This is a genomic window from Comamonas sp. Tr-654 (assembly GCF_011752915.1).
In the GTDB taxonomy this organism is placed as follows: domain Bacteria; phylum Pseudomonadota; class Gammaproteobacteria; order Burkholderiales; family Burkholderiaceae_C; genus Comamonas.
This window is the reverse complement of sequence record NZ_VWWQ01000001.1, coordinates 603,989-618,398: the sequence shown is the minus strand read 5'-3', so window position 1 is coordinate 618,398 and position 14,410 is coordinate 603,989. Positions and strand designations below refer to the sequence as shown.

The following is a 14,410-nucleotide window of genomic DNA, read 5'->3' as shown; positions in this document are numbered from 1 at the left end:
GATTGCCTGGCGCATCTCCGCACGAAAGCCCCCCGCAGCCTGTGGCTGCGGGGGGCTTGTTTCGTTGCGCAAAGTCTCTGTCGCTGCGCGAGGAGATCGTGGTCGCATTCTTGTGTGGCCGAACCCAGAACCTATACCGAGGCTATCCCTCCCAAGAACCATGGCGCAGCTGACGGGGGGATTGGCCAAACCAGCGTTGGCACGCTCGGGTGAGCACGGCTTGGTCTGAATACCCCAGCAATTGCGCGATATGGCCCAGGCTCAGCCCGGGCTGTGCCAGCAATTGGGCTACCCAGGTCTTGCGTGCACTATCGCGCAGTTCCTCGAAGGCTGCGCCTTCCGCCTGCAGGCGTCGCTGCAGGGTGCGCGGGTGCTGGCTCAGGGCGCGTGCCGCCGAGGGCAGGTCGGCCATGCCCATGCGAACCAGATTGGCCAGCGCGTTGCGCACCTGGTCCGTCACACTGGTATCCCTGCCTGGCGCGGCTCCCAGCAGGAATCGTTCGACAAACTGCTGCAGCAGCCGGTTGTGCCGAGGCATGGGCTGACGCCAGGCCAGCGGGTCGACGGCAATGCCGTCAAAGCTGGAGCCAAAGCGCGGCAACTGGCCCAGGTGCCGCCGGTATTGCGCGCTGCTGCCCACAGGGGCATGGCGCAGATGGATGGCGGAGGGGCGTAGCGCCCCTTCGGACAGCACATGGATCAGGCGGCACATATAGGCCACGCAGATTTCCGTGCCCTGGGGCATGGGGGCGTGGGAGGGCAGGCGTGACAGCACTTCCACGCATTCCAGCCCCTCGTCAGGCGCCATGAAGGTTCTGTAGCTCAGGGTGGGGTTGTGAAAGTGGACGTACTTTCCACCCTGCATCATGCCCTCGCGCACGGTGGGCGCTGACTGTATGACAAGCCCCAGCAGGCCCAGGGTTTCGACACCTTGCCGGGCGCACAGGCGCAGCCCGAAATCCTGCACGCCCAGCACGCAGGCGGCTTCCTCTATGGCCAGGGCCACGGCGTGACTGGGCAGGTAGCGCTCGGGGTCGGCCAGATCGTCAGGCACCAGGCCGCAGGCGCGCAGAATGGCGGCGGGGTCGCCGCCCTGTGCGCGTACCAATTCTTCGAAGCCCGCGAGCGAGGCGGCGCGGACACTGGTCATGACGGCGGAATCAGCAGGCTTGGCAGGCATTGGGGTATGTACTGCATGTCGTTCAACATCAAAATCCTGTCGCGCAAACACAAGTTTTGCCATAGGGCTAGACCTAGCATGGCTGCGTGACAGACACGATTGACGCAAGTTGGGCCTAGGCAGGAGCTTCACCTCAAGGCCGCGATCCCTGCACATTCCTGTCGGCTCACGCCCCAGCAGACAAGCAGGAGACAACCGGTATGGCACAGCATTTCGACTTTCTCATCATCGGCGCCGGTATTTCCGGCATTGGCGCGGCCCGCCATCTGCGTGAGCAGTTCTCGGACCGCAGCCTCGCCATCCTCGAAGCCATGGACGGCTTTGGCGGCACCTGGTGGACGCACCGCTACCCGGGGGCGCGCTCGGACAGCGACCTGTTCACCTACGGCTATGGCTTCAAGCCCTGGACAGGCAATGCCATCGCCACGGCGGACGAGATTCGCCACTACCTGGCCGAGACCATCGAGGAGAACAGTCTGGCCCCGCTGATCCGCTACGGCCACAAGGTGCAATCGGCCCGCTGGTCGTCCGAAGGCAGGCTCTGGACGCTGGAAGTCACCCACAGCGGCTCGGACGAGGTGCAGACCTTCACCACGGGGTTTCTTTGGGTCTGCGCCGGCTATTACGACCACGGCCAGGGCTATACGCCACAGTGGCCGACGCTCAAGGACTTCAAGGGGCAGGTCATTCACCCCCAGCATTGGCCGCAGGACCTGGATTACGCGGGTAAGCGCATCGTGGTCATAGGCTCGGGTGCCACGGCGGCCACGCTGATCCCCAGTCTGGCGCCGGATGCGGGCCATGTGACCATGCTGCAGCGCTCGCCCACCTTCTTCCTGCCCGCATCCGAGCATCCGCTGGTGCCGCTGCTCAAGCCTTTGAACCTGCCCGAGGACTGGTACCACGAGATCATGCGCCGCGCCTTTATCGCGCGCACCGACGAGATCGTGCAAACCTCGAGGCAACACCCCGAAGCGATGCGCGCCTTTCTGCTTGGCGAGATCCGTTCGCACCTGCCCGAGGGCTTTGACATCGACAAGCACTTCAACCCCAGCTACCGCCCCTGGCAGCAGCGCATTGCCGTGGTGCCCAATGGCGACTTCTTCCAGGCCATGCGCGAGGGCAAGGCTTCGGTGGTGACGGACACCATAGAGAACTTCGACGCTGACGGCATCCAACTGACCAGCGGCGGGCATCTGGACGCCGACATCATCGTCACCGCCACGGGCTTCAACCTCAAGCTGCTGGGTGGTATTCCGTTCAGTGTGGATGGCGCGCCGGTGGACTTCCGCGAGCGCATCTCCTACCGGGGTGTGATGGTCGAGGGTCTGCCCAACATGGCCTACACCCAGGGCTACTTCCGCTCCAGCTGGACGCTGCGCTGTGATCTGGTATGCGACTGGGTGTGCCGCCTGCTCGCCCACATGCAGGAGCACGGCCACGCAGAGGTGCGGCCCACCGTGCCCGCAACTGATTCCGATATGCAGCGCCGGTCGTGGATAGAGGCCGACAACTTCAACGCCGGCTACGTCCTGCGCGCGCAGGACATGATGTACGGCCAGGGTGATCGCCATCCCTGGAAAAGCGACATGGAGTACGCAGAAGAGCGCGTGGTTCTGTCTGCCGCATCGCTGCAGGATGCTGCCTTGGCCTATCGCTAGGTCCTCCCCCGTATCCGTTCCCTCATTCTTTACAACGACAGGAGACTTCAACATGGCTCTCGATCCACATCTGGCCGGCGTCCTGCAGCAACTGGCCGCTGCCAACAGGAAAGCCACCGCGGACGGCACGCCCGAAGAAGGCCGTGCCGGCTATCTGGCGCTGACCCGTGGCTCGCTCACACCGGAGCAGATCGTGCCCGTGGCCAGCGTTCAGGACATCTCTGTGCCCGGTGGCGCGGGCCCTGTGGCCGCGCGCATCTATCGGCCCGAGGGCACGGGGCCATTTCCCACCGTGGCTTATTTCCACGGCGGGGGCTATGTCATCGGCAACCTGGACACGCATGACAACATGTGCCGTGAAATCTGCCGTGGCGCGCAGGCCGTGGTGGTGTCGGTGGACTATCGCCTTGCACCCGAGCATCCGTTTCCCGCAGGCATAGAAGACGCCGTGGCCTCTGCGAAATGGGTGGTTGCCAACGCACATGAACTCGGTGGCAGCAACGTTGTGGCCGTGGCGGGCGACAGCGCGGGCGGCAACTTCTGCGCCGTGGTGGCGCAGCAGTTGCGCGATGAGGGCATTCCTCTGGCTGCGCAGTTCCTCATCTATCCAGCGGTGGACCATGCTGCCGCCGAGTACGCCAGCGCCGAGCAGAACGGCAGGGGCTACTTCCTCGAAGCCGAAACCATGGCCTGGTTCTACAACCACTACGCGGGCGGCTACGCCGATACGCTGGACCCGCGCCTGGCACCGCTACAGGCCCAAAGCCTGGCCAACCTGCCGCCTGCCGTGATCGTGAATGCCGAATTCGATCCGCTGCGGGACCAGGGCGCGGCCTATGCCCATGCGCTGCGCGCCGCAGGTGGCCGGGCCGAACTGATCGAAGGGGCGGGCATGATCCATGGCTTCTTCGACATGGGCCGTTGGTCGCCGAGCGCGCAGGCCGTCATCACGCGCAGCATCGAGCGCTTTGCCGCGCTGCTGAAATCGCAAACCCGTTAAGGAAACCAATATGACCCATGTGAATCATTTGACCGTCCTGGGTTCGGGCGTGCTGGGCGGGCAGATCGCCTGGCACAGCGCGTTCAAGGGCAAAACCGTGGTTGTCTACGACATCTCGGAAGAAGCGCTGGAGCGCTGCCACGCAGCACAGGCGCAGTACGCCGCCATCTATCTGGCCGAAATGGGCGCCAGTGAAGCCGACATCGAAGCCACGCGCCAGCGCCTGAGCTTCACCACGGACATGGCACAGGCCGTGGCCAAGGCCGATCTGGTCATTGAAGCCGTGCCGGAGATCCCGGATGTCAAGACCGGTGTCTACCAACAGATGGCGCCGCTGCTGCAGGCCCATACCGTGGTCGCCACCAATTCGTCCACCTTTTTGCCCAGCGATTTCGCGGCTGCCACGGGCCGGCCCGAAAAGTTCTGTGCGCTGCACTACGCCAACTACATCTGGTCGGCCAATGTCGTGGAAATCATGCCGCACGCGGTGACGGCCCGGGCCACGTTGGAGACTGTCACCCGCTTCGGCATTGAGACCGGCATGGTGCCGATTCCCATCGCCGTGGAGCACAACGGTTATGTCATCAACACCTGGTTCCCCGCACTGCTCAAGGCGGCCCAGACGCTGGTGACCAACGGCATCGCCACGCCCGAGGATGTGGACCGCACTTTCCTGATTGCCAACCGCGGTGCCCGCATGGGGCCGTTCGGCATGATGGATATCGTCGGCATGAAGACTTGCTACGACGTGTCCTCCTACTGGGGCCGGCTGCAGGGCGATGCGCAGCAGCTGGCCAATGCCGAATACGTCAAGACCCAGTTGATGGACAAGGGCCGTACCGGCATGCTTGCGGGCAACGGCTATTACGACTACCCGAATCCGGCTTATGCAGCAGCGGACTTTCTCGCGGTGCCGACGCTGTCGCAGCTAGCCGACATCGTCGACCGCTGTACTTCAAGAGCCTGAGCCTTTGGTGCACCTATACGGCGACGGCACATGCGGCCCTGCCTCTGCGGCTGTGCCTGGCGCTGAAGTAAGGCGGTGCCGGGCAGGCACCTGACGAGCACAGATTTTGATGCGGACATTATTTTGGCTTGGCATCGGCCATACACGAACCGGAAGGCAGCTGCTGGAATAATATTGCTCCAGCTTGTATAGCGGCCTGCGCCCGCGCTTGGTTCGGTTGAAGGCCTTTGGATGCATAAGGAAAGTTAATGGAAAACCGCAAAATCGGCCCATTCAGCGTGGCCAATGTGGCGCTGGGCTGCATGAATTTCTGCCATGCCTACGGCAACCCCGTTTCCACCGAGCAGTCGCACGCCGTGCTGCATGCTGCGCTGGATGCGGGCGTGACGCTGTTCGACACCGCTGCGCTCTATGGCTTTGGCGCCAGCGAATCGCTGATCGGCCCCGTGCTCAAGCCTCATCGCAACCACATCACCCTGGCCAGCAAATGTGGCATGGCCGGCGTGCGCGGCGAAGACGGCGTGATGCGCCGCGTCATCGACGGTCGTCCCAAAACCCTGCGCCAGAACTGCGAAGACAGTCTCAAGCGTCTGGGCACCGATGTGATCGATCTCTACTATCTGCATCGCTGGGATAAGAACGTGCCCATTGAGGAGTCGGTGGGCGAGATGGCGCGCCTGAAGGAAGAGGGCAAGGTTCGCGCCCTGGGCCTGTCGGAAGTGGGGGCCGATGCGCTGCGCCGCGCGCACAAGGAGCACCCGATTGCCGCGCTGCAAAGCGAATATTCGCTGTGGTCGCGCAATGCAGAGCTGGGCACGCTTGCCACCTGCAAGGAACTGGGCATTGCCTATGTGGCCTTCAGCCCCATGGGCCGCGCCTTCTTCAGCGGCAAGCTGCAGCAGGTGGACAACCTGGTCAAGGGCGATATCCGCGCCGCCATGCCGCGCTTTGCCGGCGAGGCCTATGCGCAGAATCTGCGCCTGCTGGCGCCCATGCAGGCCGTGGCGGAAAAGGCCGGCTGCACGCTGGCCGAGCTGGCCATCGCCTGGGTGCTGCACCAGGGCGAGCATGTGATTGCCTTGCCCGGCACCACCAGTGTGGAGCATCTTCACGAAGACATTCGCGGTGGCCGCGTCCATCTCGACGCCGAGCTGCTGGCCGAGCTCGATGACATCTTCAAGCCTGAAGCGATTGCCGGCGACCGCTATGCACTGCAAGGCCAGGGCGAGGTGGATACCGAGAAATACGCGTTTGAAAAGCGGCCCGCCTGAGGCTGAACGCAGATTGTGCTGGCGGGCTCTGACCGCTTAGGCGGGCAGGGCATGCAGGGGAATATCCCTGTCCTGGGCTAGCTGCATCAGCTCCTCGCAGTTGCGCGCGGCCAGAAACAGTGCAACGCCCTGATGAATCTCGGGCTTGCGCATATCGGTGGGATGGCTGAACACCAGGTCTGCCGCTTCGCACAGGCGCTGTGCAAAGTGGGGCTCCAGCGCGGCCACGGCTACGATGCCGTCGGCACAGGGATAGATGCGGTAGCCTGCGTGGGCGCCGCCGACATCGCCCGCGGGCTGGGTCAGGCCCCAGTGCCAGGGCAGGGCCAGCCATTGCGCGGCCTGGGCCAGTCCGACTTCGCGCAGGATGCCGCGTCCGCTGCGGCTGCTGACGAGCACGGCCTGGAGCACGGCCTCGCTGGCCATCAGCGCTCCCGCCATATCGGCAAACAGGCTGGGGGGCAGGGCGGTGCTGTGCACAAGGCCCGCTTCAGCCTGATAGGTGAGGTCATGGCCGGGGACATCGGCCAGCTCGCCCGCGCTGCCGACCACGCGCACCAGTGATAGCCGCGGGTAGCGCTGCTGCAGGGCTTCCCAGCCCAGGCCCAGCTTGTTCAAGGCCGAGGGACGGAACGAGGTCAGCAGTACATCGGTTTGCGCCAGTTGCGCATGCAGGCTGGCCTGGCCTTCGGCGGTCTTGAGATCGGCCTGCAGGGTTTGCACTTTGTCATGCATCTGCGCATAGGCATCGGGACAGTAGAGGCCCATGGGGTCGGCGCCGCGGCCTGCGCTGGGGGCTGGAGGTTCGAGCTTGCGGCAATCGGCTCCCATGCCGGCGCAACGCCACAGGGCGGCGGGGCCGGGCAGGTTCAGAGCCAGGCTGAGTATGCGAATTCCTTGCAGGGGTTGAATGGCGGTGCTGGACATGAGTGGGAGCATTCCTTGTCTGGACTTGTGCAAGCCAGGGGGCATCAGGATCGAAGCCCTTGACTGAGCCTGATTGGCCTGCATCGTGCTTGTGCAACTGCGGTTGTAGTGCAAGCCAGGCCTTGACCCTGGCACTTTCAGGACAGTCTGTTGCGGTGGCGGTGCTTTCAGGCGCTGTTGCACTGTGGCAAGCTTGCCCCATCTGTATAAAGCGCCCCTAGTGGCGCATTCGATTGACCGAGATGCGTAGACGTACGCTTTTGTCCCTGGGTGCAGCCTCCGTGCTGGCCGCCGCCGGGGGCTGGAAGGCTTTTTCCATGAACTCCACTTCTTCTTCCCTGTTGCCCGAGCAGCTGCTGCAGCAGCTCAAGCCTTCGCCGCGCATGCCGGTGATGTTCCTGGGGCACGGCAGCCCCATGAATGTGATCGAGGACACGCACTGGCGCCAGAGCTGGAAGGCGCTGGGCCAGGAGCTGACGGCCAAGGGCATTGCGCCGCAGCTGATTCTCTGCGTTTCGGCCCACTGGCTGACCGAGTCCGACTGGGCGCTGACCGGCATGGCCCAGCCGCGCACGATTCATGACTTTGGCGGCTTTCCGCAAGAGCTGTTCGATCAGCAATATCCGGCGCCCGGTGCGCCCGAAGTGGCCAGACAGCTCGCAGCAGAGCTGCATTCGCCGCTGGACGGATCGGCCCTGCTGGTGGACCAGAAATGGGGTTTTGACCATGGCACCTGGTCGGTGCTTCTGCCCATGTTTCCCGATGCGAAGATTCCCGTCATGCAGCTGAGCATGCCTTACGGGCTGGCTCCCGAAAAGCATTTCGAGATGGGACGTCAGCTGCGTGCGCTGCGCGAGCGCGGCGTGCTCATCGTGGGCAGCGGCAATGTCGTGCACAACCTGCGCGCCATGCAGCGCGGAGCCAGCGACAACCAGGCCTATGACTGGACGATTCAGTTCGACACCGAAGTGCAGCAGCGCCTGGACAGCGGCAATCTGGTCGATCTGAGCACCTTTCTGGACTGGGGTCCGCAGGCCCGTCTGGCCCATCCCACACACGACCACTATCTGCCCCTGCTGTATGCGGCGGGTGCCGTGCAGGAGGGTGAAGCGCCGCGTGTATTCAACACGGCCTACCAGTATGCGGCGCTGTCCATGCGCTCGGCCATCTGGGGGCTGAGCGCTTGATTAAGATTTTGATAGCTTGCTGCGCTTGATTCAAAAGGTTTTCAGATACTTTTCTATCTAAAAACAATATGAGTAAGGCGCTAGCAGCTATCGAATATTGAACCGGAACTGAGGCAACCAAATAAAAAGAGCAACGGATTAAAAGTCCGTTGCTCTTTTGCTTTCAGGGATCAGGCCCCGAATCGTGAACTTAGATCACAGCGGCGATGGCCTTGCAGACATAGTCGATGTTCTTGCTGTTCAGCGCAGCCACGCACATGCGGCCGGTGTCGGTGCCGTACACGCCGAACTCGGAGCGCAGGCGCACCATCTGGTCCTTGGACAGGCCGGAGTACGAGAACATGCCGATCTGGGTGGTGATGAAGGACATGTCTTGTTGCACGCCGGCAGCCTTCAGGCCGTCGACCAGCTTCTGGCGCATGGCCTTGATGCGCACGCGCATCTCGCCCAGTTCCTTTTCCCACAGAGCGCGCAGCTCGGGGTTGTTGAGCACGGCTGCCACCACGGCGCCGCCGTGTGTGGGTGGGTTGGAGTAGTTGGTGCGAATGACGATCTTCAGCTGCGACAGCACGCGAGCGGCTTCGTCCTTGTCGGAAGCCACCACGGACAGGGCACCCACGCGCTCGCCGTACAGGCTGAAGCTCTTGGAGAAGGAAGTCGACACGAAGATGTTCAGGCCGGCGGCCACGAACTTGCCGATCACGGCGCCGTCTTCGGCGATGCCGTGGCCAAAGCCCTGGTAGGCCATGTCCAGGAAGGCGACCAGGCCCTTGGCCTTGACGACGGCAATGACTTCATCCCATTGGGCGGCAGTGATGTCGTAGCCGGTGGGGTTGTGGCAGCAGGCGTGCAGCACGACCACGGTGCCGGCGGCGGCAGCGTTCAGGTCGGCCAGCATGCCGGCGAAGTCGATGGAGCGGGTGGCTGCATCGTAGTAAGCGTAGGAGCCGACTTCAAAACCTGCGTTGGTGAAGATGGCCTTGTGGTTTTCCCAGCTGGGGTTGGAGATCAGGACCTTGGCGTTGGGGTTGAGCTTCTTCAGGAAGTCGGCGCCGATCTTCAGACCGCCGGTGCCGCCGATGGCCTGTACGGTGGCCACGCGGCCGGACTTGACCACGTCGGACTCGGCACCGAACACCAGGGCCTTGACGCCGTTGTCATAGGCGGCGATACCGTCGATGGGCAGGTAGCCACGGGCGGTGGGCTTTTCCATCATGGCCTTCTCGGCGGCCTGCACGCACTCCAGCAAGGGCAGCTTGCCGTTGTCGTCGAAGTACACGCCCACGCCCAGATTCACTTTGTTGGGGTTTGCGTCAGCAGCAAATTGCTCGTTCAGACCCAGGATGGGGTCGCGGGGGGCCATTTCGACGGCGGTAAACAGAGACATGAAAAAATCCTTGAGGGATGGAAATAAGTCAGGTCACCCCCAGCTATTGCTCCGAGCGCGTTTGACGGACAGGGCATTGCCCGGTGCTCGAAAAAACGCATCAGCCTAGGTTAGGCTTGAGGGTTGGGCTGCCATTCTACTCGCGCTTACCCTATGCGTCATGGACATGAGATCATGCAAGAACAAAATATGACTGCCGAGCCGCAAGGCCGTTTCGTGCAATATCCGGACTCGCCGTTCGAGCTGTTCCAGCCCTATCCGCCCGCCGGAGATCAGCCCGCGGCCATTGAAAAACTGGTCGAAGGCGTCAATGACGGCGAGTCCTTCCAGACGCTGCTGGGCGTGACGGGCTCGGGCAAGACCTTCACCATGGCCAACGTGATCGCGCGTCTGGGCAAACCGGCCATCGTGTTCGCGCCCAACAAGACGCTAGCGGCACAGCTGTACTCAGAGTTCAGGGAGTTTTTCCCGAAAAACGCGGTCGAGTACTTCGTCAGCTACTACGACTACTACCAGCCAGAAGCCTATGTGCCCCAGCGCGACCTGTTCATCGAAAAGGACAGCGCCATCAACGAGCACATCGAGCAGATGCGCCTGTCCTGCACCAAGAGCATCATGGAGCGGCGCGACGTGGTGATCGTGGCCACCGTCTCGGCCATCTACGGCATCGGCGAGCCCGAGAGCTACCACCGCATGATCATGACGCTGCGCGCGGGCGACACGCTCAATCAGCGCGACGCGATCGCGCAGCTGATTCGCATGCAGTACCAGCGCAACGACCAGGATTTCTCGCGCGGCACCTTCCGCGTGCGCGGCGACACCATCGACGTGTTCCCGGCCGAGCATTCGGAGTTGGCCGTTCGCATCGAGCTGTTCGATGACGAGGTGGAGAGCCTGCAACTGTTCGATCCGCTCACGGGCCGGGTGCGCCAGAACATTCCGCGCTTCACCATCTATCCCAGCAGCCACTATGTGACGCCGCGCGACAAGGTGCTGGCGGCCGTGGAGACCATCAAGGAAGAGCTGGCCGAGCGCCTCAAGCAACTCGTGGGCATGGGCAAGCTGGTGGAGGCGCAGCGCCTGGAGCAGCGCACGCGCTTCGATCTGGAAATGCTCAGCGAAGTGGGGCACTGCAAGGGCATCGAGAACTACACGCGCCACCTTTCGGCTTCGCAGCCCGGCGATCCGCCCAGCACGCTGACCGACTATCTGCCGCGCGACTCCATCATGTTCCTTGACGAGAGCCATCAGATGATCGGCCAGCTCAACGCCATGTATAACGGCGACCGGGCGCGTAAGACCACGCTGGTGGAATATGGCTTTCGCCTGCCGTCGGCGCTGGACAACCGCCCGCTCAAGTTCGAGGAGTTCGAGCAGCGCATGCGCCAGGTGGTCTTTGTCTCGGCCACACCCGCCGAATACGAAAAGACCCATGCGGGGCAGGTGGTGGAGCAGGTGGTGCGCCCCACCGGCCTGGTCGATCCCGAGATCGAAGTGCGGCCGGCCATCCACCAGGTCGACGACGTGCTGCAGGAAATCCGCCAGCGCGTGGAGCTGGAGGAGCGTGTGCTCATCACCACGCTGACCAAGCGCATGGCCGAGCAGCTGACCGAATATCTGACCGACAACGGTGTGAAGGTGCGCTATCTGCACTCCGATGTGGACACGGTGGAGCGCGTGGAAATCATCCGCGACCTGCGTCTGGGGGCCTTCGATGTGCTGGTCGGCATCAACCTGCTGCGCGAAGGCCTGGATATTCCCGAGGTCTCGTTGGTGGCGATCCTGGATGCCGACAAGGAAGGTTTTCTGCGTGCCGAGCGTAGCCTGATCCAGACCATCGGTCGCGCGGCGCGCAACGTCAACGGCAAGGCGATTCTCTATGCGGACCGCATTACCGAGTCCATGAAGAAAGCCATCGGCGAAACCGAAAGACGCCGCGAAAAACAGATGGCTTTCAATGAAGCCAACGGAATCGTGCCCAGGCAGATTGTCAAGAGGGTGAAAGACCTGATTGATGGTGTCTACAGCGAAAAGAGCGGCAAAGAGGCCGAACGTCTGCAGGAGCAGGCTCTACAGCAGGCACGTGTCGAGGATATGTCAGAGAAAGACATTGCCAAGGAGATCAAGCGTCTGGAGAAGCAAATGCTGGAGCACGCGAGGAACCTGGAATTCGAGCAGGCAGCGCGTGTGCGAGACCAGCTCTCGCTTCTCAAGCAGCAATTGTTCGGCGCGGCGCCGTAGGAATATTCCTTCGCAAACCCCAGGGTTATTACGTGAGTGCACGCTGTTACCCGACAAAATTGATGGGGAATGTGATATACTCGCGTCAAACACTCAACAACAAACTTCCCTCACAGAAGGGCTCTGAACCTAATCACAGGACGGAGTAAGGGCGGAGACTGTGCTCGTCTAGGTACTGTGACCAGGCGTGCGTTTCTGTAACGAACAATCCTGACTGAAGGAGCTCGTATGCGTCTTACGACCAAAGGCCGCTTTGCGGTTACCGCGATGATCGACCTGGCACTGCGCCAGAACAATGGCCCTGTAACCCTGGCTGCCATCAGCCAGCGTCAGCAGATTTCGCTATCCTATCTGGAACAGCTGTTTGGCAAGCTGCGTCGCCATGAACTGGTGGAATCCACCCGTGGCCCCGGCGGCGGCTACACGCTGGCCCGCAAGGCAACAGACATCACCGTGGCTGACATCATCGTCTCGGTGGATGAACCCATTGATGCGACCCAGTGTGGTGGCAAGGAAAACTGTCTGGGCGAAGCCGGCCGCTGCATGACCCACGAACTGTGGGCCGCGCTGAATCAGCGCATGGTGGAATTCCTGGACTCCGTCACCCTGCAAAAGCTGGTCGACGAACAACTGGCCAAGGGCATCCAGATCGAGGACAAGCCCGTGGTGCGCCGCGCCATCTCCACTGCGCCCGTGGTCAAGCCCATCCGTGTGAACGCACCGAACTCGGTGTTCGCCCTGGGTAACGCCTTCGCGAAATCCTGATCCGCAGCCGCTCGAGCAGTGCTCGCGCGGCGACCAGATCACTCTGAAGCCCGACTCCGATAGTCAGGGCCTGGATACATGCATGGCTGTGCGGCATGTTTTCTCGCCCTGATGGCACCACAAGGTGCATCGATTCCTCACGATTTGTCAGCCAAAAACAAGACGAGCCAGTCATGGACATGACCCCGCACTTTCCCATTTATCTCGACTACGGTGCAACCACTCCGGTGGATCCCCGCGTGGCGGACGCCATGATCCCCTGGCTGCGTGAACATTTCGGCAATGCCGCATCGCGCAGCCATGCCTGGGGCTGGGAAGCCGAAGAAGCCGTCGAGAAGGCCCGCAAGCAGGTCGCCGATCTGATTGGCGCCGACCCGCGCGAAATCGTCTGGACCAGCGGTGCGACCGAGTCCGACAACCTGGCCATCAAGGGTGCAGCGCATTTCTACCAAGGCAAGGGCAAGCACCTGATCACCGTGAAGACCGAGCACAAAGCTGTGCTTGACACCATGCGTGAACTGGAGCGCCAGGGCTTTGAGGTCAGCTATCTGGACGTGCAGGAAAACGGTCTGCTGGACATCGAGGTGTTCAAGGCGGCGATCCGTCCCGACACCATCCTCGCCAGCGTGATGGCCGTGAACAACGAGATCGGTGTGGTTCAGGACCTGAACACCATTGGCGCTCTGTGCCGTGAAAAGGGCATCATCTTCCACGTCGACGCCGCCCAGGCTTCGGGCAAGATGGATCTGGACATGCAAACCATGCCCATCGACCTGATGAGTCTGGCTTCGCACAAGACCTACGGCCCCAAGGGCATCGGTGCACTGTATGTGCGCCGCAAGCCGCGTGTGCGCCTGGAAGCTCAGATGCACGGTGGCGGTCATGAGCGCGGCATGCGCTCGGGCACGCTGGCAACCCACCAGATCGTGGGCATGGGTGAGGCCTTCCGCATCGCCAAGGAAGAGATGGCCAAGGATATGGCGCACGCCCGTGCATTGCGCCAGCGTCTGCTCGACGGTCTGAAGGATCTGGAGCAGGTGTTCGTGAACGGCGATATGGACAACGGTGTTCCCCATTACCTGAACATGAGCTTCAACTTCGTCGAAGGCGAGTCGCTGATCATGGGTATCAAGGGTCTGGCCGTGTCCTCGGGTTCTGCCTGCACATCCGCCAGCCTGGAGCCCAGCTATGTGCTGCGTGCCCTGGGCCGCAGCGACGAGCTGGCGCACAGCTCTCTGCGCATGACCTTTGGTCGCTTCACGACGGAGGAGGAGATCGACTACGCGATCAAGTCGATCCGCGAAAACGTGCTGAAGCTGCGCGAGCTGAGCCCGCTGTGGGAGATGTACAAAGACGGCATCGACCTCAGCACTATTCAATGGGCTGCACACTAAGCACAGATTACAAAGAGTTCAAGAGGTAGACACCATGGCTTACTCCGAAAAAGTTGTTGACCACTACGAAAACCCCCGCAACGTTGGTTCGTTCGACAAGAGCGATGACTCCGTGGGCACGGGTATGGTGGGTGCTCCCGCCTGTGGCGACGTGATGAAGCTGCAGATCAAGGTCAATCCCGCCACTGGCGTGATTGAGGACGCACGTTTCAAGACCTATGGCTGCGGCTCTGCCATTGCCTCGTCTTCGCTGGTGACCGAGTGGGTCAAGGGCAAGACGCTGGAAGAGGCTGCGGCCCTGAAGAACAGCCAGATCGCCGAAGAGCTGGCGCTGCCCCCGGTCAAGGTTCACTGCTCCATCCTGGCCGAAGACGCCATCAAGGCAGCCGTGAACGACTACCGCGCAAAGCGCACTGCAACGGAAGCCTGA

Annotated in this window: 12 protein-coding genes; 9 read left to right on the top strand and 3 right to left on the bottom strand. The window is 62.3% G+C overall.

Going from position 1 to position 14,410, the window contains the following annotated elements:
- Positions 1–142: 142 nt before the first annotated feature.
- Positions 143–1,150, bottom strand: a complete 1,008-nt coding sequence (locus tag F3J24_RS02700; RefSeq protein ID WP_240154218.1) for an AraC family transcriptional regulator — start codon at positions 1,148–1,150, stop codon at positions 143–145.
- Between the two features lie 230 nt (positions 1,151–1,380).
- On the opposite strand from F3J24_RS02700, the gene F3J24_RS02695 reads away from it, so the two are divergent.
- From F3J24_RS02695 to F3J24_RS02680, 4 genes are all read left to right on the top strand, one after another.
- A complete protein-coding gene (locus F3J24_RS02695) occupies positions 1,381–2,841 on the top strand; it encodes an NAD(P)/FAD-dependent oxidoreductase (RefSeq protein ID WP_167002488.1) in 1,461 nt (486 codons plus the stop codon).
- 52 nt (positions 2,842–2,893) lie between these two features.
- The gene (locus F3J24_RS02690) at positions 2,894–3,841 is read left to right on the top strand and encodes an alpha/beta hydrolase (RefSeq protein WP_167002485.1); all 948 of its coding nucleotides are present in this window, start codon (positions 2,894–2,896) and stop codon (positions 3,839–3,841) included.
- A 10-nt stretch (positions 3,842–3,851) separates the two neighbouring features.
- Positions 3,852–4,808, top strand: coding sequence for a 3-hydroxyacyl-CoA dehydrogenase (locus F3J24_RS02685; RefSeq protein ID WP_167002483.1), 957 nt, complete (start codon positions 3,852–3,854; stop codon positions 4,806–4,808).
- Between the two features lie 248 nt (positions 4,809–5,056).
- A complete protein-coding gene (locus F3J24_RS02680; protein WP_167002481.1) occupies positions 5,057–6,079 on the top strand; it encodes an aldo/keto reductase in 1,023 nt (340 codons plus the stop codon).
- 36 nt (positions 6,080–6,115) lie between these two features.
- Here F3J24_RS02680 and F3J24_RS02675 read toward each other — a convergent pair whose 3' ends face one another.
- Positions 6,116–7,006 carry a CoA transferase gene (locus F3J24_RS02675; protein WP_167002480.1) on the bottom strand — a complete coding sequence of 297 codons (891 nt, stop codon included), beginning with the start codon at positions 7,004–7,006 and terminating at the stop codon, positions 6,116–6,118.
- A 260-nt stretch (positions 7,007–7,266) separates the two neighbouring features.
- On the opposite strand from F3J24_RS02675, the gene ygiD reads away from it, so the two are divergent.
- A complete protein-coding gene (ygiD, locus tag F3J24_RS02670) occupies positions 7,267–8,193 on the top strand; it encodes a 4,5-DOPA dioxygenase extradiol (protein WP_167003417.1) in 927 nt (308 codons plus the stop codon).
- A gap of 190 nt (positions 8,194–8,383) precedes the next feature.
- Here the strand turns inward: ygiD and F3J24_RS02665 are convergent, their stop codons facing one another.
- Positions 8,384–9,580 carry an amino acid aminotransferase gene (locus F3J24_RS02665; RefSeq protein WP_167002478.1) on the bottom strand — a complete coding sequence of 399 codons (1,197 nt, stop codon included), beginning with the start codon at positions 9,578–9,580 and terminating at the stop codon, positions 8,384–8,386.
- A gap of 174 nt (positions 9,581–9,754) precedes the next feature.
- Here F3J24_RS02665 and uvrB point away from each other — a divergent pair, with 174 nt between their 5' ends.
- From uvrB to iscU, 4 genes are all read left to right on the top strand, one after another.
- Entirely contained in the window at positions 9,755–11,821 is a 2,067-nt protein-coding gene (uvrB, locus tag F3J24_RS02660) for an excinuclease ABC subunit UvrB (protein ID WP_167002476.1), read from the top strand.
- Positions 11,822–12,049: 228 nt separating this feature from the next.
- Entirely contained in the window at positions 12,050–12,586 is a 537-nt protein-coding gene (gene iscR, locus F3J24_RS02655) for a Fe-S cluster assembly transcriptional regulator IscR (RefSeq protein ID WP_003054211.1), read from the top strand.
- Positions 12,587–12,759: 173 nt separating this feature from the next.
- Positions 12,760–13,980, top strand: coding sequence for an IscS subfamily cysteine desulfurase (locus tag F3J24_RS02650; protein ID WP_029158470.1), 1,221 nt, complete (start codon positions 12,760–12,762; stop codon positions 13,978–13,980).
- A 34-nt stretch (positions 13,981–14,014) separates the two neighbouring features.
- Complete coding sequence (gene iscU / locus F3J24_RS02645) at positions 14,015–14,410, top strand: Fe-S cluster assembly scaffold IscU (RefSeq protein WP_167002474.1); 396 nt, start codon at positions 14,015–14,017, stop codon at positions 14,408–14,410.

What these genes read in the sequence shown, in the direction of transcription:
- F3J24_RS02685 (WP_167002483.1), top strand. Translation starts at nt 3,852, where the DNA reads ATGACCCATGTGAATCATTTGACCGTCCTGGGTTCGGGCGTGCTGGGC.
- iscR (WP_003054211.1), top strand. Translation starts at nt 12,050, where the DNA reads ATGCGTCTTACGACCAAAGGCCGCTTTGCGGTTACCGCGATGATCGAC.
- F3J24_RS02665 (WP_167002478.1), bottom strand. Translation starts at nt 9,580, where the DNA reads ATGTCTCTGTTTACCGCCGTCGAAATGGCCCCCCGCGACCCCATCCTG.
- F3J24_RS02675 (WP_167002480.1), bottom strand. Translation starts at nt 7,006, where the DNA reads ATGTCCAGCACCGCCATTCAACCCCTGCAAGGAATTCGCATACTCAGC.
- uvrB (WP_167002476.1), top strand. Translation starts at nt 9,755, where the DNA reads ATGCAAGAACAAAATATGACTGCCGAGCCGCAAGGCCGTTTCGTGCAA.
- F3J24_RS02650 (WP_029158470.1), top strand. Translation starts at nt 12,760, where the DNA reads ATGGACATGACCCCGCACTTTCCCATTTATCTCGACTACGGTGCAACC.
- F3J24_RS02695 (WP_167002488.1), top strand. Translation starts at nt 1,381, where the DNA reads ATGGCACAGCATTTCGACTTTCTCATCATCGGCGCCGGTATTTCCGGC.
- F3J24_RS02690 (WP_167002485.1), top strand. Translation starts at nt 2,894, where the DNA reads ATGGCTCTCGATCCACATCTGGCCGGCGTCCTGCAGCAACTGGCCGCT.
- F3J24_RS02680 (WP_167002481.1), top strand. Translation starts at nt 5,057, where the DNA reads ATGGAAAACCGCAAAATCGGCCCATTCAGCGTGGCCAATGTGGCGCTG.
- iscU (WP_167002474.1), top strand. Translation starts at nt 14,015, where the DNA reads ATGGCTTACTCCGAAAAAGTTGTTGACCACTACGAAAACCCCCGCAAC.
- F3J24_RS02700 (WP_240154218.1), bottom strand. Translation starts at nt 1,150, where the DNA reads ATGACCAGTGTCCGCGCCGCCTCGCTCGCGGGCTTCGAAGAATTGGTA.